Raw genomic sequence first — 25,328 nt, 5'->3', positions numbered from 1 at the left:
CTGACACAAGGGGCCGCACGGCGGTACGAGGGCCCGTGGGACGGTGACACACGGAGGCCGCGGAGCGGCGACACGAGGGGGCCGCGCCGCGGCGACCGCGGCGGGACGTCAGGCCGGCGGCGCGTCGGCGGGGGTGACCTGCCGCAGCACCATCAGCGAGTCCTCCACCGCGGCGGCCATCGCGAAGGGGAACCGGTCCAACTCCAGGCAGAGCGCGACGTCCTCGGGAGCGGAGCCGTCGCGCACGCCCGTCCTCAGCTCGTCGGCGGCACGGGACGCGCCGGCCCGCCGCAGGTACGGGGCGGCGTCGACCACGTCCCCGTCGTCGGCCCGCCCGGCGATGTACTCCGCGCACGCCAGATCCTCCTCGGCGCGGCCGTCCCCGCCGGTCACGACGAACGTCACCTCACGGGGCGCCCGCTGCCGCAGCAGCCGGGCCGTCGCCTCCGCCACCACGAAACTCGCGCACAGCACCAGCGAGGCGTCCTTCACCGCGAGGGCGCCGACGGTCCCCGCCGTGGTCTTCTGCACGACGGTGCGCCCGGCGAGGTCCGTGTCCCGCAGCAGGGCGGGGGAGTTGACCAGGTCGAAGCCGGGCGCGGGCGAGCCGTCCTTGAGCGTCACCCAGCCGGGACGCCGCGCCTTGAGCGCCAGGGCGTCCTCCAACGACTCGGCCAGGACGACCCGTTCGGCGCCTCGGGTGAACGCCCAGGCGGCCACGGTGTACGCCCGCATGACGTCCACCACCACGGCCACGTCCGGTACGTCGGTCAGCTCGGGGATGCCGAGGAAGCGAGCTCGCATCCGGTCATGATGCGGCACGGTGAAAGCCGGACGCACGCGACTTTTGCGCCGACCGCGGACGGGGGCCGACCGGTGTGCGGCGCGGGGGAGTTCGCAGCAAGGGCGGGCGGTGGCGGCAAGACGGCATGCCGGCGCCCGCCCGCGTGCGAGGATGCCGTGTGTGACCGGATTGTCTGCCTCGCCCGTCGCCGAGGACACCGCCCGCCGCCCCGTTCTGGGGCCTCGCCTCGCCGCCGTCCTGGTGTTCGGAGCCTCGGCGGCGGTGCTGGTGGTCGAGATCGTCGCCCTGCGTCTGCTGGCCCCGTACCTGGGCCTCACGCTCGAGACCAGCACCCTGGTGATCGGCATCGCCCTCACGGCGATCGCGCTCGGCTCCTGGCTGGGCGGGCGCGTCGCCGACCAGGTCGACCCGCTACGGCTCCTCGCGCCCGCCCTCGGCATCCCGGGCGTGGTCGTGGCCCTCACCCCGGCCGTGCTGCGCGGCGTCGGGGAGTGGGCGCGGCCGGCGCTGATCCTGGTCGCGGCGCTGACCATCCTGGTGCCGGGCGCGCTGCTGTCCGCGGTCACGCCCCTGGTGACCAAGGTGCGGCTCACCAGCCTCGCCGAGACCGGCACGGTCGTCGGCCGGCTGTCCGGCGTCGGCACCGTGGGCTCCATCGTCGGCACGGTCCTCACCGGCTTCGTGCTGCTGTCCCGGCTCCCGGTCAGCGGCATCCTGGTCGGCCTCGGCGCCCTGCTGGTGACCGCCTCGGTGGCGGTCGGCCTGCGGATGCGCGGCCGGAGCGGCGCCGCACCCGCCCTCGCCCTCGTCCTGGCGGCGGGCGGTCTGGCCGCCTCGGTCGCGCCGGGCGGCTGCGACGTGGAGACCCGGTACCACTGCGCCGAGGTCGTCACCGACCCCGCCGGCGGCCGCACGCTCGTGCTGGACGGCGTCCGGCACTCCTACGTCGACGCCGACGATCCGGCCCACCTGGAGTTCACCTACGTCAAGGCCGTCGCGTCGGTCGCCGACACCGCGTTCCCGAAGGGCGGCCCGCTCACCGCCCACCACCTGGGCGGCGGAGGCCTCACCCTGCCCCGCTACCTCGCGGCCACCCGCCCCGGCACGCGCAGCACGGTGTCCGAGATCGACGACGGCGTCGTACGCATCGACCGCGAACGGCTGGGCCTGCGCCCGCAGTCCGGCGTCGACGTCCGCACCGAGGACGGCAGGCTGGGGCTGGCACGCCTGGACCCCGGCTCACTCGACCTCGTCGTGGGCGACGCGTTCGGCGGTGTCAGCGTGCCCTGGCACCTCACCACCGTGGAGGCGCTGACCGAGGTACGGCGTGTGCTCGCCCGCGACGGCCTCTACGTCGTCAACCTCATCGACCACGGCGAACAGGCCTTCGCCAAGGCCGAACTGGCCACGCTCCGCGAGGTCTTCGACCACGTCGCCCTCCTCGGCGAACCCGTCGACATCGGCCTCGCCCGCTCGGGCGCCCCCGCCGGAGGCAACGTCGTGGCCGTCGCCTCCGACCGTCCCGTCGACCTGGCCGCCGTCCGCAAGGCCCTCGACGCCCGCCGCACCGGCTGGACGACTGCCACCGGCGACGCCCTCGCCGCCTGGACCGCCGGCGCTCCCGTCCTCACCGACGACTACGCCCCCGTCGACCAGCTCCTCCAGCCGTACGCCTCCCCGGCCCGCCGCTGACCCGCGTGTCGTTTCCGTCCAAGACGGCCGCTCCCGCGCCCTCTACGGTGAAGGCGTCGACCCGGCGGTCCCGAGGAGGAGGCGCGGCATGCGGAAACTGGTGTACACGGGGTTCATGTCCCTGGACGGCGTCGTGGACTCGCCCGGCGGAGGGCCGGGGGAGGAGCACCGCAGCGGCGGCTGGGTGTTCAAGGACCTGGAGTTCGTCGAGGAGGCCTGGTCGCTGAAGGGCGAGGAACTGGCCGACACGACGGCGCTGATGTTCGGGCGCCGGAGCTACGAGGCGTTCGCGCCGGTCTGGCCCGGCTCCGAGGACCACGCCGACTACCGCGACCTGCCGAAGTACGTGGTGTCGTCCACGCTCTCCGAGGACGCCCTGACCGACGGCTGGGGCCCGACGACGATCCTGCGCTCCACCGAGGACGTCGCCGTGCTGAAGGAGGGCGAGGGCGGCGCGGTCCACATCCACGGCAGCGCGGACCTGGCCCGGCGCCTGTCGGACGCCGGCCTGATCGACCAGTACAACCTGCTGATGTTCCCCGTGCTGCTCGGCGCCGGGAAGAGCCTGTTCGGCCGCGCCGACCGGGACAAGCAGATGCTGGCCCTGAGGGAGTCGGACACCTACTCCAACGGCATCGTCAAGCTCGTCTACGACGTCAGGCGCTGATCCACGTCGAGCGCGATCGCCCCTCCGGCGCCCGCGCGCAGCTCACCCGCCGTGCGCCCGACGTACGTCCGCAGCGCCCGGGCCAGATGCGGCTCGTCGAAGTAGTCCAGCTTGACGACGACGCCGGCCGCCGGTTCGCCGGCGGCCAGCAGCCGCGCCGCCGTACGCGCCCGCTCGATCTGCCGTACGGCGCCCCGCGTGAGCCCCGTCGCGGACCGGAAGCGCCGTTCGACGGTCCGCTGCGACACGGCGGGACGGTGGCCGCGGAGCACGTCGGCGACGAGGGGATCGCGGTCGAGCACCCCGGCCCGCACCAGCCGGTCGACCAGCGCCTCCGCGTCGTCGGGGCCCGGGGTCTCCCAGCGCGTCCCGTCCAACCGGAACGTCCGGCGCGAGGTGTCGGGGAGCGTGACCCCGCCGTCGAGCAGGTCCCCCGTCGGCGCCATCCGCAGCGAGACGCCCACGGCGAAGTCGATCCCGGTGAACACGGCACCCTCCGGCACGGGCGCCCGGCCGGTCCGCGTCTCCGGTCCCGTGACCGCCGCGTACGCCGTCCCGTCCTGCTGCCAGAAGACGAGCCCCAGCCGCGCCCCGGCGACGGACGTCATGGTGGTGACGCGCGCGCTGGTGCACGTCCACACGGAGTCGACCCACGGCGAGTCGGACCCGCGCGTCTCGAACTGCAGCCCCACCTCACCAGAATACGCGCGACCAGCCACGACGACCCCGCACTCACGACACCGCAGAGGCCAACCGCCCCAGGGGTGCGAGGGACTGCGCGACCAGTCGCACGCACCCGCACTCGGCGACCGAGCGCACCCAGGACGCCGGTGGCCGCGCCTCAGGCGAGCCCCTCCGCCACCAGCCCCTTCAGCACCGCCTCCCCCAGCGTCTCCACCGCGGAGCGGGGCCGCACCATCACGGTGAACTCCGTGATCCGCCCGTCCTCGTCGAAGTGCAGCAGATCGATCCCGTGGATCTCCTTCCCGCCCACGGTCGCCCGGAAGACCAGCACCGCCGACGGCAGCGTCACCCCCTCCGCGCTGGTCTGCGCCGCCCCGCTGTACTCGCCGACGTACCGGAAGTCCTCGAACGTCCGCAGCAGCACGCCGAACAGGCCCATGACCATCGCCTTGCCCTCGAACGGCGTGAACTTCACCGGGCTGTAGAGCCGGATGCCGTCGGTGAACAGATCGTCCAGCGCCGCCAGATCACGAGCATCGACGGCCGCACGGAAACGGTCCACGGTGTCCATGGACGCACCACCTTCATAGTCATGGGTGTGAGTAGTCAGAATGATGACTATCATGGGTGGCGCGCAAGGCGACAGGGGCGGGACAGCCGCAGGCGGAAAGGGAACGCATGGCACTCAAGCACGCCGTACTGGCCGCGCTGCTCGACGGCGAGCTCAGCGGCTACCAGCTGGCCAAGGCGTTCGACGTCGGCGTCGCCAACTTCTGGTACGCCCAGCCGCAGCAGCTCTACGCCGAGCTGACCCGGCTGGAGCAGCAGGGCCTCGTCGCCGGCCGGGAGGTCGTGCAGGAGAGCCGCCCCAACAAGCGGCTGTTCCACGTCACCGACGCCGGCCTGGCCGAGCTGGAGGCCTTCACCGCCGCCTCCACCAAGCCCGTCTTCGTGCGCGACGACCTCATGGTCAAGGTCCAGGCGGCCGACAGCGTCGACACCGCCACCCTCGTCGACCAGCTCACCGAGCGCGCCGAGATCGCCCGCGCCCGCGTCGAGCTGTTCGAGGCGCTGCTCCGGCGCCTGCGCGGCGACCGCAGCGAGGAGGACTTCCTCCGCCACGGCGACCGCATCGGCCCCTACCTGACGTGTCTGCGCGGCGTGGCCTTCGAGCAGGAGAACCGCGACTGGTGCCTGCGGACCGTCGCCGTACTGGAAGAGAGGCGGCACACCCGTGCCCGGAACTGAGACGACCTACCTCCGCTACGTCGCCCTCGGCGACAGCCAGACCGAAGGTGTCGGCGACGGCGACGACGTCACCGGCCTGCGCGGCTTCGCCGACCGCCTCGCCGAGCACCTGGCCCGGCACGAACCCGCCCTCCAGTACGCCAACCTGGCCGTACGCGGCCGCCTCGCCGCCCAGATCCACACCGAGCAGCTCGCCCCCGCCCTCGCGCTGCGGCCCGACCTCGCCACCGTGGTCGCCGGTGTGAACGACCTGCTGAGACCCGGCTTCGACGCCGACGAGGTGTGCGCCCACCTGGACGCCATGTTCGGGGCGCTCACCGAGCAGGGCACCCAGGTCGCCACGATCACCGTCCCGGACCTCTCCCGTGTCTGCCCCGTCGCACGCCCCCTGGTCCCGCGCGTCACCGCCCTCAACGAGGGCATACGCCGCACCGCGCGCCGCCACGGGGTGATCGTCGCGGAGACGGCCCTTCACCCGGTCGCGGGCGACCCCCGGCTGTGGAGCCCCGACCGTCTCCACGCCGGCCCGCTGGGCCACGAACGCATCGCCGCCGCCCTCGCCCACGCCCTGCGCCTGCCGGGCAGCGACGACACCTGGACCCACCCCCTCCCGCCGCAGGCCCTGCCCACCGGCGTGCGCGCCGTCACCGCCGAACTCCGCTGGCTGGCGGGCTTCCTGGGCCCCTGGCTGCTCCGCCGCCTGACGGGAAGGTCGTCCGGCGACGGCCGCACCGCCAAACGCCCGCTGCTCCTTCCGGTACAGGCCGACCGCCGCCCGGTGACGGACGGCTGACGCGCGGCACACCCGGCCTCATGTCCGCGCGACGGGTTCCGCCGTGCCGACCAGCGCCCGGGTGAACGGATGCCGGGGATCGGCCAGCACCGTCCGCGCCGGCCCCTGTTCGACGACCTCGCCCGCGTCGAGGACGGCGACACGGTGCGCGAGACCGGCGGTGGCCAGGTCGTGGGTGATCAGGACCAGCGCCAGGTCGCCCCGCTCACGCATCAGTTCCGTCAGGGTCCCCAGGATGTCCCGGCGCGTGGCCGTGTCGAGGCCCGACGTGATCTCGTCGCACAGCAGCACGCGCGGGCGGGCCAGCAGGGCGCGGGCGAGCGCGGCACGCTGGAGTTCGCCCCCGGACAGCCCGCCGGGCCGGCGCCGCACCAGAGCTCCCGGCAGACCGAGGCGGGCCAGGACGCCCAGCGCCTCCCGCCGTGCTGCATCGGCGCCGAGTCCGCGCAGACGCACGGCGGTGCGGGCCACCTGCTCCACCACCGGCCGATGTGCGTCGAACGCGAGGTGGGCGTCCTGGAACACGTACTGCACGGACGCCAGTTGCGCACGGGTGCGTCGGCGCAGGCTGCCGGGCAGCACCGTCTCGTCGAGACGCACCTCACCGTCGTGATCGCGATGCAGTCCGGCGAGACACCGCGCGAGGGTCGTCTTGCCGCTGCCGGACCGGCCGACCACGGCCAGACACTCCCCGGCGCGCAGATCGAGCGCGGGAACACGCAGCACGACCGTGGCGGACCGGGTTCCGGCCCCGTGCCGTGCCACCAGGTCGCGCACCCGCATCACAGGGCGCCGTGTCCGCGCGACATCGTCGAAGGGCACCGACGTCCGCTCCGAGTCGAGCAGTTCCCGTGTCCACGGATGGCCCGGCGCGGCCCACAGCCGCTCGGCGGGTCCCGACTCGACCACCCGCCCCTCCCGCATCACGACCACCTCGTCGGCGAGCGCCCGCACGACGTCCAGGTCGTGGCTGAGCAGGACGACGGCGATCCCGCGCGCCGTGAGGGCCGCGAGCTGCGCGACCACCCGGCGCTTGGTCAGGGTGTCCTGCCCCGTCGTCGGTTCGTCGGCGACCACGACCCGGGAGCCGAGCAGCAACGCCTGGGCGAGCACGACCCGTTGCTGCTGTCCTCCCGACAACTGGTGCGGGTACCGCCGCAACAGAGCTTCCGCGTCCTTCAGTTGCGCGTCCTCGAGTGCCCGCACCACCAGCGCGCGCGCCGCCGCCCGCCGCTCCCCGCGCGGCAGGCGGAGCGCCCGCGGCCGGGCGATGTCGGTCAGCAGTGCGTCGATCCGGCGGGCCGGCGCCAGCACGCTCGCCGGATGCTGAGGGACGTACCCCACGGGCCCTCCGGTGGTCACCCGCACCTCCCCGCCCACCCGCGCGCCGTACGGATACTCCCCGAGCAGCGCGAGCCCCGTCGTCGTCTTGCCGCTTCCGGACGCCCCCACCAGCGCGGTGACCCGGCCCGGCAGCACCCGGAAGGAGACCCCGTCCACGATCGCCCGCCCGTCGACCTCCACCCGCAGATCCCGCACCTCGACCACGGGCCCCTCACCCGTGCCGCTCTCCCCCTCCTCGGCCACGGGCCCTTCACCCAGGCCGTTCTCACCTTCCACGGACACGCCCCTTCTCCCTTCCGGCAGGCGCCCCGACACGGCCCCGCCCCTCCAGCGCCGCGTCGAACAGCAGGTTGCTGCCCGTGGTGAGGGCGACGATCAGCAGGGCGGGCACGGCCACGGCCCACGGCTGCACGAACAGGCCGGTGCGGTTCCGGTCGACCATCACCGCCCAGTCGGCGGCGTCGGGCGCCACCCCCACGCCGAGGAACGCCGCCGTGGCGACCAGGTACAGCACCCCGGTCAGCCGGGTGCCGGCATCGGCGGCCAGGGTGCGCAGCATCGCGCGCCCGACGTGCCCCACCGCGATCCGCCACCACGTCTCGCCCTGCATCCGCAGGGCCTCCACGGCGGGGCGCGCCGCGATCTCCGTGGCCGCGGCGCGCACCAGCCGGGCCGCGTCGGGCACGTTGACCACCGCGACCAGCAGAGCCAGCCCGACGGCCCCCGGCGCGAACACGGTGGCCGCCAGCAGGATCATCAGCAGCGACGGCACGGCGAGCAGCACGTCCAGCGGCCGCATCAGCGCCTCCTCCACCAGGCGCCGGCGGGTGAGCGCGGCGGCCAGCCCCAGCGGCAGCGCCACCAGATAGGCCAGGGCGGTGGCCGCGAGCGCCGTCAGCACCACCGGCCGCCCGCCGTGCAGCACCTGGTACCAGACGTCCCGCCCCACGAAGTCCGTGCCGAACCCAAAGGCCCCGCCCCCGGCGAACGAGCCGTCCCGCGACGGCGGTTCACCCGCGACGACCGGTCCGAGCAGCGCGATCACCACCGGCACGGCCACCACCGTGACCCCCAGGACGAACCGGCCCGTGCGTGCCCTCACGCCACCACCCCCGCCCGCGGGGCGAGCCGGTGCGCCACCACGTCCGCCCCCAGGTTCAGCACGACCGTGACCACGCCGAACACCACCGCGAGCCCCTGCACCACCGGCACGTCACGCTCGCCCACCGCCCCCAGCAGCACGGTCCCGAGCCCCGGGACCACGAACAGCGTCTCCACCACCACGACCCCGCACAGCAGCCAGTCGACCGTCCGCGCCAGCTGCTGCACGGCCGGCGCGAGAGCATGCGGCAGCGCGTGCAGCCGGCGCACCCGGGCGCCGGGGACCCCGCACCGCAGGGCGTGCGCCACGTAAGGGGACGCCAGCGCGTCGATCATGCCCGCGCGCACCAGGCGGACCAGCGAGCACACGGGCCGCGCCAGCAGGACCAGGACGGGCAGGACGAGCACACCCGGATGCGCGAGCAGATCGGCGCCGTGACCGACCGCCGTCGGCGGCAGCCAGCCAAGCCGCAGCGCGAACACCGTGACCAGCAGCACCCCCAGGGCGAACTCCGGCACCGCGTACACCGCGAGCGTCACCGAGCTGATCAGCCGGTCCACGAGCCGCCCCTCGTACCGCGCGGCCAGCACACCCAGCCCGACGCCCGCCGGCACCAGCAGCACCACGGTGAGCGCGGCCAGCAGCAGGGTGGGGCCGAAGCCGTCGGCGAGGTACCCCGCCACCGGGCGCCCGGACGTCAGCGAGGTGCCCAGATCACCGTGGAGCAGGCCCGCCGCCCAGTCCGCCAGCCGCTCCCACGCCGGCCGGTCCAGCTCCATCGCCGTACGGATCGCCTCGACACGCGCCGGGTCCGGCTGGTCACCGGCGAGGGCCACGGCCGCGTCACCCGGCAGCGCCTCGGTGAGCGCGAAGACCAGCAGCACCACGGCCACGATCTGCGCGGCCCCGAGCAGCAGCCGCCGGGCGACGAACGAGCGCAGTCCGCTCACGCGAGCCACACCTTGTCGAACCGCGCCCAGTCCAGGGTGTTGGCGGGCGCGTCCGCCTCGACACCCCGCACCGAGCGGGCCGTTCCGATGATCCAGTCGGCGAACCCCCACACCAGGAACCCGCCCTCCGCGTACAGCCGTCGCTGCATACGCCGGTACAGGGCGGCGCGGTCCTCCCTGTCGGGGGTGGACTGCGCCTGCCGGTACAGCGCGTCGAAGTCCCGGTGCCGCCAGTGGGTGGCGTTGGTCGTGGAGTCGGTGAGCAGCCGCTGCGAGATGTGCGCCTCGATCGGCATGGCCCCGGAGCGGTAGCAGCACAGGATGCCGCCGTCGAGGATGTCGCTCCAGTACGAGTCCTTGCTGCCCATCCGCACGTCCACCGTGACGCCCGCCTGCCGCGCCTGGTCACGGAAGACGCTCGCGGCCTCGGTGAACCCGGCGGCGACGGCCGAGGTGTCCAGCGTGACGCGCAGGTCCTCGGCGCCGGCCCTCTTGAGCAGGAACCGCGCCTGCTCCAGGTCCTGCGCCCGCTGCGGCAGTCCGTCGGCGTAGTACTCGTACCCCTTGCCGAACAGGTCGTTGCCCGTCTCGCCCGCCCCGGCCAGCGCGGCGTCGACCAGCTCCTCCCGGTCGGCGATCAGGAAGAACGCCCGCCGCACCCGCACGTCGTCGAAGGGCGGCCGGTCGGTCTTCATGCAGAACGCCTGCATGGCGCTGTTCCGCAGCCGCACGATGTCGATCTGCCCGCTGCCCTCATGGGCGCGGGCCGTCGTCGGGTTCAGCTCGTGCGCGTACTCGACCTGCCCGCCGAGGAGCGCGTTGACGCGCGCCGACTCCTCGTTGGCGACGACGAACTCGAGCTCGTCCAGGTACGGCGCGCCGTCCCAGTAGCCGTCGTAGCGGCGGAAGACCGCCGAGCGGCCCGGTGCGAACGACACGAACCGGAACGGGCCGGAGCCCACGGGGTTCGCGTCGAAGTCGCCGGCGTGCGCCGGGACGATGTACGCGCCGAACGCGGCCAGGACGTTGGGGAATTCGGCGGTGGGCCGCTTGAGCACGAACTCGACGGACCGGCGGCCCGTGGCCCGGCTCGCGTTCAGATCGACGGGCTCCAGCGACGCCTTGGCGCGGAACGCCTCCCGAGGATCGGCGATACGGCGGTAACTGTGCAGCACGTCCTCGGCGGTGACCGGACGGCCGTCGTGGAAGGTCGCCTCCCGCAGCGTCACCTGCCAGCGGTCCAGCGTCCGGTTCGGCTCCCAGCGTTCCGCGAGGCGCGGGCGGGCGGCCAGGTCGGGGCCGTGGTCGGCGAGCTTGTCGAACAGCGCCTTCGCGCGGGCGGCGTCGGCGAACAGGTTGGCCCGGTGCGGATCGAGCGTCTCGCTCGCGCCGCCGCCCGCGAACGCGGCACGCAGCCGTCCGCCGCGCTGCGGCGTGCCGCCCGCCTTGGGATCACCGCCGTCACCGGAGCCGCCGCACCCGGCGAGCGACAGCGCGCCGAGCGAGGCGGCGCCGGTGGCGGCGAGGAAACCACGGCGGCGCAGTCCCGCGAAGCGTCCGTCGGAGGACAGGGGAGGAACGGAGTCGTCATGCATGAGGGAGTCCTTCTGTCGGAGGAGAGTGAGCTACGGATGTCAGGGCCGGGCGAGACGGGCCACGACGTGCAGCCGGTCGGCGTCGGCGGTGCGGCCGGGCGGGAGCCCTTCACGCCAGGGCGGTTCGGTGCGCGGTCCCGGCCCGTCGTGCAGCTCCAGCACCTCGAACCCGTGCGCCGTCAGGAAGCGGCGCAGCTCCTGCGGGAACAACAGCCGCCAGGCGGACCGCTCCACGGCCGGCTCCGCACCGCCGCCCGCGCGCCACACCCGCATCCGGCGCAGAAGCTGCGCCGTACGGTCCACCGTGAGCGTGGTGACGGACCGGTGCACGACGCCCTGCCACACGAACTCGGCAGGAGCGGCGGAGTCGAGCAGGTCGGTGCGGCCCAGGAAGTACGCGCCGTTGCGCATCTCCGCCACCAGCAGACCGCCGGGGCTCAACGCGCGCCGGCAGCACGACAGGAAACGGTCGAGCTGCTCGTTGGTGTGGCAGTACAGCAGCGCGCTGTCCAGGCACACGACGGCGTCGAACACGTCCGTCCCGAAGTCACATCCGTGCAGGTCGGCCCGTACGTACTCCGGCCCCGGATGGCGGGTGCGGGCGTACGCGAGCATCGGCTCGGACAGGTCGGCCGCGGTCACCCGGCGGCCCGCCGCGTGCAGATGGGCGGCGTCGCGGCCGGTGCCGCACCCCATGTCCAGCACACGCGGTCCCGCGCCGTGCCGTCGCAGACAGTCCTCCGCCCACCGTCCGGCGAGCCGCCCGGGATCGGGGAAGCGGGCCTCGTACAGCTCGGGACGGTCCGTGAGAAGAGTGCGGGCGGGCGAAGCCGCTTCACGGGCCGGCGGCCCGGCTTCGGCACTCATGCGGCCGTCCCCTCGCCCCGCACGGCCGCCCCCACGGCCCGCGGCTCCGACGCCGCCGGCAACGACCCCAGCCGCCGCAGCCACGCCACCCCGAGCGCCGACACCAGCCCGAACAGGGCACAGCACACCCACGGCAGCCACGCCGGCCCGCCCCGCCCTCCGGTGTCCATGGCCCACCCGACGACGGTGTTTCCCACCGCCGCCGCGACACCCGAGACGACGTAGAACACCCCGAAGTAGGTGCCGGTGAGCCCGGCCCGGCCGTAAGCGGGTATCAGCTCCATCACGAACGGCTGCGCCACCATCACCCCCAGGCTCAGCAGCAGCGCCCCGGCCAGCACGGGCAGCACACGCAGTACCCCGTCCACCACGCCGTCCGGTCCGTCCGGGGCGCCCGCCGTCAGCGCCGGCGGCAGGAACGCCACCGTCGTCAGACCGAGCCCGGTGACGATCCAGCGCCCCCGCTGCCCCCGCCTCTTCAGGGCGCGGGTGACCCGCAGTTGCAAGGTCAGATGAGCGAGCGTGCCGACGAGCAGCACCAGACCCGCGGCGCCGTCCCAGCCGGTGGCCTGCCGCGCGCCGTCGGGCAGCAGCAGATACAGCTGGCTCTCCAGGGTGAACATGCCGACCATCGCGAGCGAGAACGCCAGGAACGGCCGGTTCCGCGCCACCTCCCGCCAGTCGGCCGGCACCGGACCGCCGGCGCGCCGCCGCGTCCCGCCGGCGGGCAGCACCAGCACCTGGGCGATCGTCAGAACGGCGAAGACCGCGGCGGCCGTCAGCGCCGACGTGCGGAAGTCCACCAGCAGCAGCGCGCTGCCCAGCAGCGGCCCGGCCAGCGCGCCGGCCGCCGCGAACATGCCGAACAGGGCGAACGCCTCAGCCGTGCGCCCGTCCGCCTCCTCGGCGAGGTAGGCGCGCACGGCGGGGTTGAACAGCGCCCCCGCGAAGCCGCTGAGCACGGAGGCGGCCACCAGCACCACCAGGTCGTCCCCGAACGCGAACAGCGCGAACCCCAGGGTGCGCAGCGCGCATCCAGCGATGATGACGCCCCGCGCGCCGAGCCGGTCCGCGGCGGACCCCCCGACCACGAACAGGCCCTGCTGACTGAGGGTGCGCGCCCCGAGAACCGCGCCGACGACGGCGGCCGACATGCCGAGGTTCTCGGTGAGGTGGGTGGCGAGGTAGGGAATGAGCAGGTAGAAGCCGGTGTTCACGCCGAACTGGTTGACCAGCAGCAGCTGGACGGCCGGCGGGAAGCGGCGTATCTCGTGCCAGGCCGTCACCGTTCCCCCACCGCCGCCCGGCGCTCCCCGCGCACGGCTCGCGGCTCCACGCCCAGCCCGGGCAGCCCGCTCGTCCGTACGTACCCGTCCTCGCCGCCGATGCCGGTCCACGGGTCGTGGGCGAGCAGCAGATGGCCGTCGAGGTCCGCCCAGCGGGCCGTCCCTGCGAGATGCACCGCGGGCGCGAGACCCAGGCTGCTGGCGGTCAGACAGCCCAGCATCAGCGCGGTGCCGCTGCCCGCGACCGTCTCCGCGATACGCAGCGCGGCATGCACGCCGCCGCACTTGGCCAGCTTGACGTTGACGCCGTGGACGCGTCCGGCGAGCCGGCGTACGTCCTCCAGACCGACCGCGTCCTCGTCGGCGATCACCGGCAGGGGTGAGCGCGCGGCCAGCGCGGCCAGCCCGTCGGGATCGCCGGGGGCGACGGGCTGCTCGACGGCCTCGACACCGAGCTCGGCGCAACGCGGCAGCAGCGCCTCCGCCTGGCGGGGCGTCCAGGCGCCGTTCGGGTCGAGCAGCAGGCGGGCGCCGGGCGCGGCGTCCCGCACGACCCGCAGCCGCTCGACGTCCTCCTCCGGGTCGGGCAGCCCCGCCTTCAGCTTGAGGACCTCGAACCCGCACGCCGTGAGCGCGCGTGCCTGGGCCGCCGCGTCGAGGGGCGAGGTGATGCCGATCGTGCGGGCGGTGGCCGCCACCGGCGCTTGCGGGAGGCCGAGGAGCCGGTGCACCGGGCGGCCCGCGCGGACGCCGGCGAGGTCGAGCAGCGCCGCCTCCACGGCGGCCCGGACGGCCGGGGGAGTGGCGCCTCCCGTCAGTTCGCCCGCACGCAGCGCCTCCAGCGCGGCATCGGGGTCCGGGAAGCGGCACAACTCCCGGGAGGCGTCGGCGAAGCAGCGGCGCAGCGTCGCCGCGTCCAGGCCGTGGTACACGCTGGTGACGGCCTCGCCATGACCGGTGACACCGTCGTGCTCGACGCTCAGCCACACGGCGTCACGGGCGGCCATGACGGAACGGGATATGCGCAGCGGCTCGGTGAGTTCGAGCCGCACGGTGCGCGTGGCGGCCTTCACGGGGTCCTCCTCGCAGCGGGTGCGGTCTTCAGCGGATCGGTGACGCGGGTGCAGCGGACCCAGCCGGTCGCCTCGGCCGCGCGGGGGTGCGGGATCTCCACGGGCCGGGTGGCCGCGGCGGCGACGTCGAGACCGTGCGCGGCGGTGAAACCGTCGTCGTAGACGGTGTCGAGGTAGCGGTGCGGGCCGTCGGGGAAGACGGCGGCGACGACCGCGCCCGGATGGACGCGGGCCGCCCAGGCGGCGACCCGGGCCGCGGCGCCGGTGCTCCAGCCGCCCGAGACGAAGCTCTCGCGGGCGAGCCGCCGGCAGCTGTCCACCGCCTCCGCCGGCCCGACCCAGTGCACCTCGTCGAACGCCTCGTAGCGGACGTTGCGCGGATGGATGCTGCTGCCCAGCCCGCGCATCAGCCGCGGCCTGGCCGGCTGCCCGAAGATCGTGGAGCCGGTGGCGTCCACGCCGATCAGCCGCAGCCCGGGCCAGTGCCGGCGCAGCGGACCGACGACGCCCGCGCTGTGCCCGCCGGTGCCGACACTGCACACCAGGATGTCCAGATGATCCAGCTGGACGGCGAGTTCGGCGGCGAGGGAGGCGTAACCGGCGCTGTTTCCCGGGTTGTCGTACTGGTCGGGCCAGTACGCGCCGGGCAGCTCCGCCAGCAGTTCCCGCAGCCGGGCCAGCCGCGCGGCCTGCCAGCCGCCCCGCACGGCCGGACGGTCCACGATCTCCAGCCGCACCCCGTGGGCGCGCAGCAACCGCCGCATCGACGGCTCCAGTTCGCTGTCGCACACCAGGACGACGGGATGGCCGAGCGCCTGCCCCGCGAAGGCGAGTCCGAGGCCGAGCGTGCCGGACGTCGACTCCACCACCGGGGCGCCCGGACGCAGCGCGCCCCGCTCACGGGCGTCGAGCAGCATCGACACGGCGGGCCGCGCCTTCATACCGCCGGCCGCCAGCCCTTCGAGCTTCGCCCAGAACCCCGGGTGCGGATCCGGCAGCCCGGCCGTCACCCGCACGACGGGAGTACGCCCCAGCAGGGACAGCAGCTCCGGACGCGCGACCGGCCGGGCGAGGGGAGCGACGGCGGCCGTCACCGCGCACCCCCCTGGTACAGGTGCAGCGTGCTCGGACCGCCGTCCAGCCAGAAGAACGGATACGGCTCCGCGCACACCGCGCTCACCCCATGCCCCAGCAGCCGGGGCAGCACGGCGCTGCCCGACTGGGCGAACATCACCAGCTGCTTGCCGTGCTCCCGCGCGTGCCGCCGCAGCGGCTCGAACGTCCCGTTGCCCAGCGTCATCCCGGACACCAGCAGCGCGTCGCACCGGTGCGCCTCGGCGAGCGCGTCACCGGCGACCGCCTCGCCCCACTCGGTGACCCCGCCCTTGAAGTCGCACGGAACGTACGCCAGCCGGCGCGCACGCAGGGCCTCCAGCAGGGAGTTGACCACCCCGACCACCAACACCGTGGCCCCCGGCGGCAGTTTCAGCAGCCCGACGACCGCCCGCGCCCGCGCACGGGACTTCTCCAGCGAGGTCCCGGCGGGCACCCGCACGGGCCGGGCCCCGTGCGCCGGAGAGTGCGGAGCGACGTGCATCAGGTAGGCGTCCAGCGCGGCCACCCGCACAGGCTCCAGCGGATGGTCCAGCAGCCGGTCCAGAGCCGCGCCGGCGCACTCCTCGACCACGCCGTCGGCCGTCGCACCGGGCTCCACCGCGCAGCTGCCGACGGCCGCGCCGACCCGCAGCCCGAGCACCTCGTTCCGGTAACCGGTGCCCCGCCCGTCGTGCCGTACGGCCTGCCGGGTCGTGAACGCCACGGCCACCCGCAGCCCCGCCGGGTCCGGGCCGAGCTCCCCGCCCCGGGCCCGCGCCAGCAGCGTCTCGTACGTCACCGTGCCGGCGGACGCCGGGCGGACGGCGGTCATCGGATCACCAGTCCCGACCGCAGCGAGGCGAGCAGGCCCTCGACCCGTACGCGGGCCCCCGCCCCCTCGGTGTCGCCCACCATGACGTGCCCGAGGTACTCGTTGTTGCTGCCCGCCGCCCGCACCTGCCTGCCGGGTTCGGCGAGTTCCGCCTCCAGCACGTCCGGCGCGCCGCGCAGCCCGGAGCCGTCCAGGGCGGCGAGCGTCCCCGTGGCCTCCGGCACGAGGAACCCGACGGCGGCGGACCGCAGTCCGGTGTCCGTGCGCCGCAGGTCGGGTGCCCGGCCCAGCGAGACGTCGACGAACGCCGCGACGAGGTCGACCCCGGTGACCCGGCGGACGAGTTCGGTGATGCGGTTGCCGGCGGGCCGCGGATTGACCTCGACCACGCGCGGCCCGGCCGACGTCAGCTTGATCTCCGTGTGCGCCACGACCCCGTCGGTGAGGCCCAGGGCCGTGAGCGCGTCCACCGCGGTCCGTACGACGTCCTCCGTCTCGGCGCCGGACAGCGCGGCGGGGAACATGTGGCCGGTCTCGATGAACGCGGGCGCGCCGCCGATGCTCTTGTCGGTCACCCCGGCCACCCGCACGGCACCCGCGTGGGACACGGTCTCGACACTCACCTCCGGTCCGTCCAGCAGCTCCTCCAGCAGCACCGCCGGAGCGCGCCGCTGCCCCCGCGCGTTGACCGGGAAGTCGCCCAGCGCGCGTACGGCGGCAGCGAGTTGCCCGTCGTCGTCCACGCGCCGCACGAACATCCCCGCGCACAGGTCGACGGGCTTGACGACCAGCGGAAAGCCGATGTCCCGGGCGGCCGCGCCCAGTTCGGCCCGGTCCTCGTGGACGGCGAACCGGGGACCCGGTACGCCGGCCTTCTCCAGCACGCGGCGGGTGGCGTCCTTGCGGCAGGCGTTCCGCACGGCCTCGGGGTCCGGCGCGGGCAGTCCGAGCCGCTCGGCGAGCAGCGCCGCCGTCGGCAGGTAGTAGTCGCAGGACGTGAGCACCCCGTCGAACCCGAGAACCTCGTGCAGCCGCTCCACGTACGGCACCAGGGACTCCGGGTCGTTGGTGTCCGCGGTGACCACGTCGCGCGCCCCGAGCAGCGGGTGCGCCGCGCCCTCGGGCGCCGTACGCAGGTAGTGGTGCAGGTCGCGGGTGAGGAACGTGAAGGTGTGCCCGGCCTCCTGTATCGCCCGCGGCAGCAGCCTGCTCATCGATCCGACCCAGCTCTCGACCATCAGCAGATGAGCCACAACTCCCCTTTTCGTGCCGTGCCTTGAGGCCGCCATCACCGTGACGGGCAGCCCGAGAAGACCCCTCGGGGGAGGGGCCGGGCCGCGCGCAACACACGATAACGGTAATCATTTTCAATGTCAGCCGTCGAGGAGGTGCGTGCGCTCCGCGGAAACGAGAACGGCGGCGGACGGCCGGGTCAGGCGTGCGCCCTGACCCGGCCGTCCGCCGCCGGGCGGATCAGTCCGTGTGCCCGCGCAACAGCGCGAGCTCGTGGTTCAGCTCGGTGAGGAAGCGGATCACCACGCGCAGTTCCTCGGTCGTGAACCGCTCGCGGGCCGTGTCGGTGCTGCGGGCGAGCGGCCGGAAGTACTCCCGCGCCAGACCCCTGGCCCGGTCCTCGTACTCCAGATGCACCACGCGGCGGTCGTCGGCCGCCCGTACCCGCCGGATGTGTCCCGCCCGCTCCAGCCGGTCCAGGCAGGCCGTCATCGCGCCGGACGTGAGGTTGAGCTGCTTGCGCAGACGGCCGGGCGTCATGGGTGTGTCGGGTCCGCCGCCGTCGAGGATCGCGATCAGGGCGAGCATGTCGGTGTGGTGCAGGCCGTGCGCCTGGGCGAACTCCTGGACGATGCGGTTGAACTCACCGGTCATCCGGCGCAGTTGCACGGCGAATGACTGCAGCCCGGTCGGGCACGCCTCCGGCGGAGGAGGTGCGGAGGTTTGTGAGCCGCTCATGCGGCCAGTATAAGATCACTCGATGATTGAGATAATCGACCGTTGAGATAACCCTCACGTCACTCGCGTCACCTCGTGTCACTCCGCGTCATAGGGATCCACATGACAACCGCACCCCGCCGGGCCCGCTGGCTCGTCCCGCTCGCTCTGTTGATCGTCTGGCTCGGCGTGGGCGGCACGCTCGGCCCCTACGCGGGGAAGCTGGGCGAGGTCGCCACCAACGACCAGGCCTCCTTCCTGCCCCGGAGCGCCGAGTCCACGCGGGTCCTCGACGAGCGCAAGGCGTTCGACCAGCAGGAGACGCTGCCCGCGATCGTCGTGTGGACCGCGGACGGCGAACGGATCAGCGGCGCCCGGACCGCGGCCGCCACCCGCGCCGTCGCCGGACTCGCCGGCAGGCCCGGCGTCGTCGGGGACCCCTCGCCGGCCTTCCCCTCCGAGGACGGCGAGGCCCTGCAAGCGGTGGTCCAGGTGGAACCCGACCTCGGTGACGGACTGGCCGACGTCATCGACGAGGTGCGCGAGGCCGCGGGCACCGTCGACGGCACCACGGCCGAGGTCGCGGGCCCCGCGGCCAGCCAGGTCGACCTGTCCGACGCCTTCGCCGGCATCGACGGACTGCTGCTCGGCGTGGCCCTCGCCGCCGTGCTGCTCATCCTGCTGCTCGTCTACCGCAGCGTCCTGCTGCCCTTCGTCATCATCCTCGGCTCCGTCTTCGCCCTCGGCCTGGCCTGCGCCATCGTGTACGTCCTCGCCGACCACGACGTGGTGCGCGTCGACGGCCAGGTCCAGGGCATCCTGTCCATCCTCGTGATCGGCGCCGCCACCGACTACGCCCTGCTCCTCGCCGCCCGCTTCCGCGAGGAACTCGCCGTACGCGGCGACCGGTTCGCCGCCGCGCTCGCCGCCGTACGCCGCTCCTTCGGCGCCGTCACCGCCAGCGCCGCCACCGTCGCCCTCGGCCTGCTGACCCTGCTCGCCAGCGACCTCACCAACAACCGCGCCCTCGGTCCGGTCGGCGCCATCGGCATCGTGTGCTCGGTGCTCTCCGCGCTCACCTTCCTGCCGGCCGCCCTCGCCCTGCTCGGCCGCGCCGCCTACTGGCCCGCGAAGCCCAAGGCGGCGGACGCCACCGTCGAGGGGCACCGCGTGTGGCGCCGCGTCGCCGCGACGGTCGACCGTAGGCCGCGCCGCGTGTGGGCGGCGACCGCGCTGATCCTGGCCGTCTTCGCGGCCTTCTCCCCGTCCCTGTCCGCCAAGGGCACCCCGCTCGACGAGATCTTCGTCAACGACGCGCCGTCGGTCGCCGCCCAGAAGACGCTCGGCGAGCACTTCCCCGGCGGGTCCGGCAACCCGGCCGTCGTCCTCGCGAACGCCGACCGCCTCGACCAGGTCACGGCGGCCGCGAACAGGACGGAGGGGGTCGCCTCCGCCGCCCCGGTCTCCGCCTCCGGACGGCCCGGCGGCGGCGAGCCCCTGGTCGTCGACGGGCGGGTGCGGGTCGACGCCACGCTGGAGGCCGCGGCCGACAGCGACGCCGCGAAGCGGGCCGTCGAGCGACTGCGGGAGAACCTGCACGGCGTCCCCGGCGCCGACGCGCTCGTCGGCGGCTACACCGCCCAGCAGGTCGACACCCAGCAGACCGCCTCCGACGACCGCACGCTGATCGTGCCGATCGTCCTCGCCGTGATCCTGCTGATCCTCGTCCTGCTGCTGCGGTCCGTGCTCGTGCCCGTCCTGCTGGTCGCGACCGTGGCGCTCAACTTCCTCGCCACGCTCGGCGTCTCCGCGCTGGTCTTCGAGCACCTCTTCGGCTTCAGCGGCACGGACGCGTCGGTCCCGCTGTACGGCTTCGTGTTCCTGGTCGCCCTGGGCGTCGACTACAACATCTTCCTGATGTCCCGGGTCCGCGAGGAGGCGCTGACGCACGGCACCCGCCAGGGCGTGCTGCGCGGCCTCACCACCACCGGCGGCGTCATCACCTCGGCCGGCGTGGTCCTCGCCGCGACGTTCGCCGCGCTGATGGTGATTCCCCTGGCCTTCCTGGTCCAGATCGCGTTCATCGTCGCCTTCGGCGTCCTCCTCGACACCCTGGTCGTCCGCTCCCTGCTGGTCCCGGCCCTGGTGATCGACATCGGCCCCAAGGCCTGGTGGCCGGGCGCCCTGTCCCGCCCCGCGCCGGACACGAAGAAGGCCCCGCCGGCTTCCGGACGCGCGTGACCACGGTCCCCTGAACGCACCTCGGGCCGTCGACCACCCACCTGGTGGCCGACGGCCCGACGCGCGTGGCGTGCCCGGCCCGCCCCCTACGCGGACGGGTCCTGCGTGCAGGCCGCCGCCGGCCTGTCCTGCCCCGCCGTGTCCGTGCCGCCGCCCGTCGACGACAGCACGACCTTCGACGCGCGGCGCTCCCGGTCCAGGTACCCGCCCGTCGCCGCGAGGGCGAGGCCGACCACCGCCAGGGCGGCGCCGACCAGCGTGGGCGAGGACCAGCCCCAGCCGGCCGCGATGACCAGGCCGCCGAGCCACGCGCCGCCCGCGTTCGCCAGGTTGAAGGCGGAGTGGTTGGACGCGGCCGCCATCGTCGGCGCCTCGTGCGCCTTGGCCATCAGCAGCATCTGCACCGGCGTGGTGATCAACGAGCTCAGACCGCCCGTGATCGTGATGACGATCAGCGCGGGCACCAAGTGACCGATGACGAAGTGCAGCGTCACCAGCGCCGTGGCGAGCAGCGCGAAACCGCCGTACAGGGTCGGGCGCAGCGCACGGTCGGTGAGCGGCCCGGCGACGAGCGTACCCAGCGTCATGCCGACACCGAACAGCGCGAGCACCAGGGTCGTGGACGAGTCGGAGATGCCCGTGAGGTGGGTCAGCATCGGCACGAGATAGCTGTACATCGCGAAGAACCCGCCGAACCCGACGACCGCCGTGACCAGACCCAGCAGCACCTGCTTGTTCTTCATCGCGCGCAGCTCGTGCAGCACACCGGCCTGCTCGCCCCGCGGCTGGTGCGGGACGAGCCGCACCAGCGCCGCCAGCGCCAGCACGCCGATGACGGCCACCGCCGCGTACGCGAACCGCCAGCCCAGCTGCTGCCCGAGCGCCGTCCCGGCCGGGACGCCGACGATGTTGGCGACCGTGAGGCCGAGGAACATCATCGACACCGCCCGCGCCGCACGGTCCGGCGCGACCAGCCCGGACGCGACCACCGCGCCGACCCCGAACAGCGCCCCGTGCGGAAGCCCCGCCAGGACACGCGCCGCGAACAGCAGCTCGAAGTTCGGCGCGAGCGCCGAGGCCACGTTCCCGACGACGAACACGCCCGTGAGCATCAGCAGCAGCCGCTTGTGCGGGACCCGCGCGCCGATCGCGGTCAGCAGCGGCGCGCCGATCACCACACCGAGCGCGTAGGCGGAGACGACGTTGCCCGCGGTCGGCACGGACACCGCCAGACCGTCGGCGATCTGGGGGAGGAGCCCCATGGAGACGAACTCGGTCGTGCCGATGCCGAACGCGACGACGGCCAGGGCGAACAGGGCCAAGGGCATGGCGAAGGGGAACCTTCCGCGTAGGAGCCGGGGTGAGGGCGCCCACCGCGCGGCACCGCGGTACCGGACGTCGTCCGGTGACAGCGGTGCCTGGGTCGGTGGGGGCGGTCCGGCGCCGGTCCTCGTCGTCCGGGCGTGGTTGCCGCGTGCCCCAGCCTGCCAGATCCCCCGACGGGGGAGGAAACCGGGCGGCACAACCGCCCCCTCCGCATGCCGGGACCCCCGTCGCCGTCCCGGTCCCTGACGCCCACGCTCGGGAAGAGGTGGGCGCGCGCGGCACCGGGGGCACTCTCTACAACACCGGCGAGGCGACCCTGGTGGGCGGCGGCCACGACATCGTGACCGTCCCCGCGGACTTCGGCGTGATCGGCCTCGCCATCTGTGCCCCCGCCCCCGCCCCCCGGCGGCTCAGCCGCGCCCGCCGTGCAGCACCCCCAGCAGATGCGTCACCGCGTCCGCGACGGCGTCCCGCGCCGGACCGAGGTACCTGCGCGGATCCACCGCCGACGGATGCGCGTCCAGGTACGTCCGCGCCGCCCGCGTGAACCGCTGGTTCAGGTGCGTCGAGACGTTGACCTTGGTCATGCCGGCCGCCACCGCCCGTACCAGCTCCGCGTCCGCCACGCCCGACGAGCCGTGCAGCACCAGCGGCACGGCGACCGCGTCGCGCAGCGCCGCGATGAGCGCGAAGTCCAGCACGGCGTCCCGGGTGGTCATGGCGTGCGAGCTGCCCACCGCCACGGCCAGCGCGTCGACCCCGGTGGCGGCGACGAAGTCCCGCGCCTCCGCAGGATCGGTCCGCACCCCGGGCGCGTGCGCCCCGTCCTTCCCGCCGACCTCACCCAGCTCCGCCTCCACCCACACGTCCCGGGCATGGCAGTACTCGGCGATCTCCCGGGTGGCCCGCAGGTTCTCCTTGTAGGGGAACGCAGAGGCGTCGAACATCACGGAGCAGCAGCCGAGCCGTACGGCCTCGTGCACGAGGTCCGCGGACCGCGCGTGGTCGAGGTGCACGGCGACGGGGACGCGCGCCGCGCGCGCGACGGCGAGGGTCGCCAGCCCGATCGGCTCGAGGCCGCCGTGATAGCGGACCGTGTTCTCGCTGATCTGGAGGATCACCGGACGGTCCGCGGCCTCCGCGCCGGAGACGATCGCCTCGGCGTGTTCGAGCTGCACCACGTTGAACGCCCCGACGCCGACACCGGCGCGGGCGGCGGGGCCGACGATGGCGTCAGTCGGACTGAGGGGCATGGACGTCCTCCACGGTCACGGCGATGCGGAATCCCGCGCGGGCAGGGGCGGCCGAGGCGACGGCGCGCGTCACGGCCGCCCGCCTTCCGGCCTCCACCCGGGCGCCGGGGCCCGCCCGGTCAGGCACGGCCGTCCAGGACGACGGACCGGGTGAGGTTGCGGGGCCGGTCCGGGTCGTGGCCCCGCGCCTCGGCGCAGGCGACCGCGAGCCGCTGCGCGCGGATCAGATCGGCGAGCGGGTCCAGTCCGGCGGGCTTGCCTGCGGAATCCGCGACCAGGGTGCCGCCCACCCGGGCGACATCGTCGGCCAGCCCTTCCGGAAGCCGGCCGAACGCCCACGTCACGCGCCCGGGGCCGGTGATGCTGATGGGGCCGTGCCGGTACTCCATCGCCGGGTACGCCTCCGTCCAGGCGCCCGCCGCCTCCCGCATCTTCAGCGCCGCCTCCAGCGCCAGCCCGCAGGTCCAGCCGGTGCCGAGGAACGTGAACTGCTCCGCGCCCACCACGGCCGCGTCGAGGGGCTCGACCACGGCCCGCTCGGCGTCCCGGACGGCCGCGTCCAGCGGCAGGACACCGGCGGGCAGGGCGTCCTCCGCCTCCAGGTGGGCGCGCAGAAGCGCCAGGTTGGCCGTGGCGAAGCGGGTCTGGACGACCGACTCCTCGTCCGCGAAGTCCAGGACGGCGACGGCGTCGGCGGCCCGCATCACCGGTGTGTCCGGGTCGGCGGTGACGGCGCCGGTCGCCACGGTGCCCTTCAGCCGGTGCAGGAGGTCGAGCACCTCGGTGGTGGTGCCCGAGCGCGTGATGGCGAGCACCCGGTCGTAGTGCCGGCCGGCGGGGAACTCCGAGGCGGCGAAGGCGTCGGTCTCCCCGTGGCCGCCGGTCTCGCGCAGCACGGCGTAGGACTGGGCCATGAACCAGGAGGTGCCGCAGCCGACGACGGCGACGCGCTCACCCCGCCGCGGCAGGGCGTGCGCCTGACGTGACAGGGACGAGGCGGCCTGACGCCACACGGCGGGCTGGGAGGCGATCTCGGCCGAGGTGCGGGACGAACGGATGGCGGACAAGGCGATGTGCTCCTTCAGCAACCGGGGAAGGCGGGCGTCGTATGCGTGAAGATGCTCGATCAGTCACCTCTACGCGCAGAAATGAACACTGATCCTGTCGGGAAGTATCCAGGCGCACCGCGGCCCACGTCCAGAGGTCGTGATCCGGCCGTTGCCGAAAACAGGCGGACGGACGGCACGGCGACGCGCAGGGTGACCGTGCTCCGGGCGGGATCACGCAGGGCGATTCCCCGGGGCACCGCGGCCCGGCGTGTCCCTTACCGTGTGCGGAGCGCAGTACCGAGGCCCGAGGGAGTCCGACACATGTCCAAGCACGATCGGTGGAGCAAGCTGCTGGAACTGCTGGCCGGCGAGGGCAGGCTCGAGGTCGACGACGCGGCCACCGCACTCGGCGTCTCCCCGGCCACCATCCGCCGCGACCTCGACGAGCTCGCCGAGCAGCAGATGCTCGTCCGCACCCGCGGCGGCGCCATCGCCCACGGCGTCTCCTACGAACTGCCCCTGCGCTACAAGTCCTCCCGCCACGCCCCCGAGAAGCAGCGCATCGCCACCGCCGTCGCCGGGATGATCGCCGACGGCGACGTGGTGGGCCTCAACGGCGGCACCACCACCACCGAGGTGGCCCGCGCCCTGGCCCTCAGGGCGGGCGGCAGCCGCGAGGGACGCGGGCGCCGCGACGCGCCCGAGACGTCGGGGCCCGTGTTCACGGTCGTCACCAACGCCCTCAACATCGCCGGTGAACTCGCGGTACGCCCGCAGGTGAAGATCGTGGTCACCGGAGGCGTCGCCCGCCCCCAGACGTACGAGCTTGTCGGACCGCTCACCGTGGGCGTCCTCAACGAGGTCGTCCTCGACGTCGCGATCCTCGGAGTCGACGGCGTGGACCCGGAGCTGGGGCTGATGACGCACCAGGAGGACGAGGCCGGCGTCAGCCGTCTGTTCACCGAACGGGCGCGCCGCGTCATCGTGGTCACCGACTCCTCCAAGATGGGCCGGCGCGCCTTCGCCCGGATCTGCGGCCTGGACCGCGTCGACGTGCTGGTGACCGACTCCGGCCTGCCCGCCGAGACGGCCGCCCGCCTCACGGACGCGGGCATCAAGGTCCACGCCGTCTGACCACCCGAGGGACGGTGGCACCGGACGTCAGCCCCGACGGACGCCGCTCACGCGGCCCCCCGCTTCAGGACGGCGGCGCCACCGTAGGTGTCCCTTGCCCCGCCGGACGCCTGCGGTAGTCGCCGGGAGCCACGCCCATGACGCGTTTGAAGGCGACACTCAGGGCGCTCTCCGAGCCGTACCCCACCGACCGGGCGATCACGGCGAGCGTCGTGCTCCCCTCGCGCAGCTGCCGCGCCGCCAGTTCGATGCGCCACCGGGTGAGGTATTCCAGCGGCCCCATCCCGACCGCCGTCCTGAAGCGGGCGGCCAGTGTGGAGCGGCGTCCGTCGGGGCTGACGT

The 25,328-nt window shown here is 74.3% G+C and carries 24 protein-coding genes; 6 read left to right on the top strand and 18 right to left on the bottom strand.

What is annotated here, in order from left to right; genetic code table 11:
* Positions 1 to 108: 108 nt before the first annotated feature.
* Positions 109 to 804 (bottom strand): 2-phosphosulfolactate phosphatase, encoded by a 696-nt coding sequence (locus CCN29_RS08190; protein WP_086680778.1) that lies wholly within the window; start codon positions 802 to 804, stop codon positions 109 to 111.
* 151 nt (positions 805 to 955) lie between these two features.
* Between CCN29_RS08190 and CCN29_RS35680 the strand changes: the two genes are divergently transcribed.
* On the top strand, positions 956 to 2,497 hold the full coding sequence (locus tag CCN29_RS35680) for a fused MFS/spermidine synthase (RefSeq protein WP_467206821.1): 1,542 nt from the start codon (positions 956 to 958) through the stop codon (positions 2,495 to 2,497).
* Between the two features lie 88 nt (positions 2,498 to 2,585).
* Positions 2,586 to 3,164, top strand: a complete 579-nt coding sequence (locus CCN29_RS08180) for a dihydrofolate reductase family protein (RefSeq protein ID WP_086680774.1) — start codon at positions 2,586 to 2,588, stop codon at positions 3,162 to 3,164.
* Here the strand turns inward: CCN29_RS08180 and CCN29_RS08175 are convergent.
* Together CCN29_RS08175 and CCN29_RS08170 are read right to left on the bottom strand one after the other, a co-directional pair.
* Positions 3,146 to 3,856: a helix-turn-helix domain-containing protein gene (locus CCN29_RS08175; protein WP_006131379.1), complete on the bottom strand. Its 711-nt coding sequence runs from the start codon at positions 3,854 to 3,856 to the stop codon at positions 3,146 to 3,148. The two genes, CCN29_RS08180 and CCN29_RS08175, sit on opposite strands and share 19 nt — an antisense overlap.
* A gap of 149 nt (positions 3,857 to 4,005) precedes the next feature.
* On the bottom strand, positions 4,006 to 4,419 hold the full coding sequence (locus tag CCN29_RS08170) for a nuclear transport factor 2 family protein (protein WP_031062571.1): 414 nt from the start codon (positions 4,417 to 4,419) through the stop codon (positions 4,006 to 4,008).
* Positions 4,420 to 4,526: 107 nt separating this feature from the next.
* On the opposite strand from CCN29_RS08170, the gene CCN29_RS08165 reads away from it, so the two are divergent.
* Together CCN29_RS08165 and CCN29_RS08160 are read left to right on the top strand one after the other, a co-directional pair.
* Positions 4,527 to 5,096, top strand: coding sequence for a PadR family transcriptional regulator (locus tag CCN29_RS08165; protein ID WP_006131377.1), 570 nt, complete (start codon positions 4,527 to 4,529; stop codon positions 5,094 to 5,096).
* Complete coding sequence (locus tag CCN29_RS08160) at positions 5,083 to 5,889, top strand: SGNH/GDSL hydrolase family protein (protein ID WP_031062575.1); 807 nt, start codon at positions 5,083 to 5,085, stop codon at positions 5,887 to 5,889. Before CCN29_RS08165 ends, CCN29_RS08160 begins: the two co-directional genes overlap by 14 nt.
* 18 nt (positions 5,890 to 5,907) lie before the next feature.
* Here the strand turns inward: CCN29_RS08160 and CCN29_RS08155 are convergent, their stop codons facing one another.
* From CCN29_RS08155 to CCN29_RS08105, 11 genes are all read right to left on the bottom strand, one after another.
* Positions 5,908 to 7,476 (bottom strand): ABC transporter ATP-binding protein, encoded by a 1,569-nt coding sequence (locus tag CCN29_RS08155; protein ID WP_086680790.1) that lies wholly within the window; start codon positions 7,474 to 7,476, stop codon positions 5,908 to 5,910.
* 22 nt (positions 7,477 to 7,498) lie between these two features.
* Positions 7,499 to 8,335, bottom strand: a complete 837-nt coding sequence (locus CCN29_RS08150; RefSeq protein ID WP_037829622.1) for an ABC transporter permease — start codon at positions 8,333 to 8,335, stop codon at positions 7,499 to 7,501.
* A complete protein-coding gene (locus CCN29_RS08145; protein WP_031062581.1) occupies positions 8,332 to 9,285 on the bottom strand; it encodes an ABC transporter permease in 954 nt (317 codons plus the stop codon). The genes CCN29_RS08150 and CCN29_RS08145 overlap by 4 nt, the downstream gene beginning before the upstream one ends.
* Entirely contained in the window at positions 9,282 to 10,880 is a 1,599-nt protein-coding gene (locus tag CCN29_RS08140; protein ID WP_086680772.1) for an ABC transporter substrate-binding protein, read from the bottom strand. Before CCN29_RS08140 ends, CCN29_RS08145 begins: the two co-directional genes overlap by 4 nt.
* Before the next feature lie 39 nt (positions 10,881 to 10,919).
* Positions 10,920 to 11,747 (bottom strand): class I SAM-dependent DNA methyltransferase, encoded by an 828-nt coding sequence (locus tag CCN29_RS08135; protein WP_006131370.1) that lies wholly within the window; start codon positions 11,745 to 11,747, stop codon positions 10,920 to 10,922.
* On the bottom strand, positions 11,744 to 13,033 hold the full coding sequence (locus tag CCN29_RS08130; RefSeq protein ID WP_086680768.1) for an MFS transporter: 1,290 nt from the start codon (positions 13,031 to 13,033) through the stop codon (positions 11,744 to 11,746). The genes CCN29_RS08135 and CCN29_RS08130 overlap by 4 nt, the downstream gene beginning before the upstream one ends.
* Positions 13,030 to 14,106, bottom strand: coding sequence for a dipeptide epimerase (locus CCN29_RS08125; RefSeq protein ID WP_086680766.1), 1,077 nt, complete (start codon positions 14,104 to 14,106; stop codon positions 13,030 to 13,032). Before CCN29_RS08125 ends, CCN29_RS08130 begins: the two co-directional genes overlap by 4 nt.
* A complete protein-coding gene (locus tag CCN29_RS08120; protein ID WP_086680764.1) occupies positions 14,103 to 15,200 on the bottom strand; it encodes a PLP-dependent cysteine synthase family protein in 1,098 nt (365 codons plus the stop codon). Before CCN29_RS08120 ends, CCN29_RS08125 begins: the two co-directional genes overlap by 4 nt.
* Positions 15,197 to 16,033 (bottom strand): Rossmann-like domain-containing protein, encoded by an 837-nt coding sequence (locus CCN29_RS08115; RefSeq protein ID WP_086680762.1) that lies wholly within the window; start codon positions 16,031 to 16,033, stop codon positions 15,197 to 15,199. Before CCN29_RS08115 ends, CCN29_RS08120 begins: the two co-directional genes overlap by 4 nt.
* Positions 16,030 to 17,286: an ATP-grasp domain-containing protein gene (locus CCN29_RS08110; protein ID WP_442538273.1), complete on the bottom strand. Its 1,257-nt coding sequence runs from the start codon at positions 17,284 to 17,286 to the stop codon at positions 16,030 to 16,032. Before CCN29_RS08110 ends, CCN29_RS08115 begins: the two co-directional genes overlap by 4 nt.
* Positions 17,287 to 17,506: 220 nt before the next feature.
* Complete coding sequence (locus CCN29_RS08105; protein ID WP_006131364.1) at positions 17,507 to 17,920, bottom strand: MarR family winged helix-turn-helix transcriptional regulator; 414 nt, start codon at positions 17,918 to 17,920, stop codon at positions 17,507 to 17,509.
* A 186-nt stretch (positions 17,921 to 18,106) separates the two neighbouring features.
* Between CCN29_RS08105 and CCN29_RS08100 the strand changes: the two genes are divergently transcribed.
* Complete coding sequence (locus CCN29_RS08100) at positions 18,107 to 20,224, top strand: MMPL family transporter (RefSeq protein WP_006131363.1); 2,118 nt, start codon at positions 18,107 to 18,109, stop codon at positions 20,222 to 20,224.
* An 86-nt stretch (positions 20,225 to 20,310) separates the two neighbouring features.
* Here CCN29_RS08100 and CCN29_RS08095 read toward each other — a convergent pair whose 3' ends face one another.
* The 3 genes from CCN29_RS08095 to CCN29_RS08085 form a co-directional block, all read right to left on the bottom strand.
* Positions 20,311 to 21,552, bottom strand: a complete 1,242-nt coding sequence (locus CCN29_RS08095) for an MFS transporter (RefSeq protein ID WP_006131362.1) — start codon at positions 21,550 to 21,552, stop codon at positions 20,311 to 20,313.
* Positions 21,553 to 21,960: 408 nt separating this feature from the next.
* Positions 21,961 to 22,803, bottom strand: a complete 843-nt coding sequence (locus CCN29_RS08090; RefSeq protein ID WP_006131361.1) for a class II fructose-bisphosphate aldolase — start codon at positions 22,801 to 22,803, stop codon at positions 21,961 to 21,963.
* A 119-nt stretch (positions 22,804 to 22,922) separates the two neighbouring features.
* The gene (locus CCN29_RS08085) at positions 22,923 to 23,870 is read right to left on the bottom strand and encodes an SIS domain-containing protein (protein ID WP_006131360.1); all 948 of its coding nucleotides are present in this window, start codon (positions 23,868 to 23,870) and stop codon (positions 22,923 to 22,925) included.
* A 303-nt stretch (positions 23,871 to 24,173) separates the two neighbouring features.
* Between CCN29_RS08085 and CCN29_RS08080 the strand changes: the two genes are divergently transcribed.
* On the top strand, positions 24,174 to 24,986 hold the full coding sequence (locus CCN29_RS08080) for a DeoR/GlpR family DNA-binding transcription regulator (RefSeq protein ID WP_031062589.1): 813 nt from the start codon (positions 24,174 to 24,176) through the stop codon (positions 24,984 to 24,986).
* A 64-nt stretch (positions 24,987 to 25,050) separates the two neighbouring features.
* Here the strand turns inward: CCN29_RS08080 and CCN29_RS08075 are convergent.
* On the bottom strand, positions 25,051 to 25,328 hold a 278-nt coding region (locus CCN29_RS08075; RefSeq protein ID WP_143661298.1), incomplete at its 5' end, for a helix-turn-helix transcriptional regulator.

The sequence above is a fragment of the Streptomyces pseudogriseolus genome, assembly GCA_002154585.1.
Taxonomy (GTDB): domain Bacteria; phylum Actinomycetota; class Actinomycetes; order Streptomycetales; family Streptomycetaceae; genus Streptomyces; species Streptomyces pseudogriseolus.
This window is presented reverse-complemented; position numbering and strand designations above follow the sequence as displayed.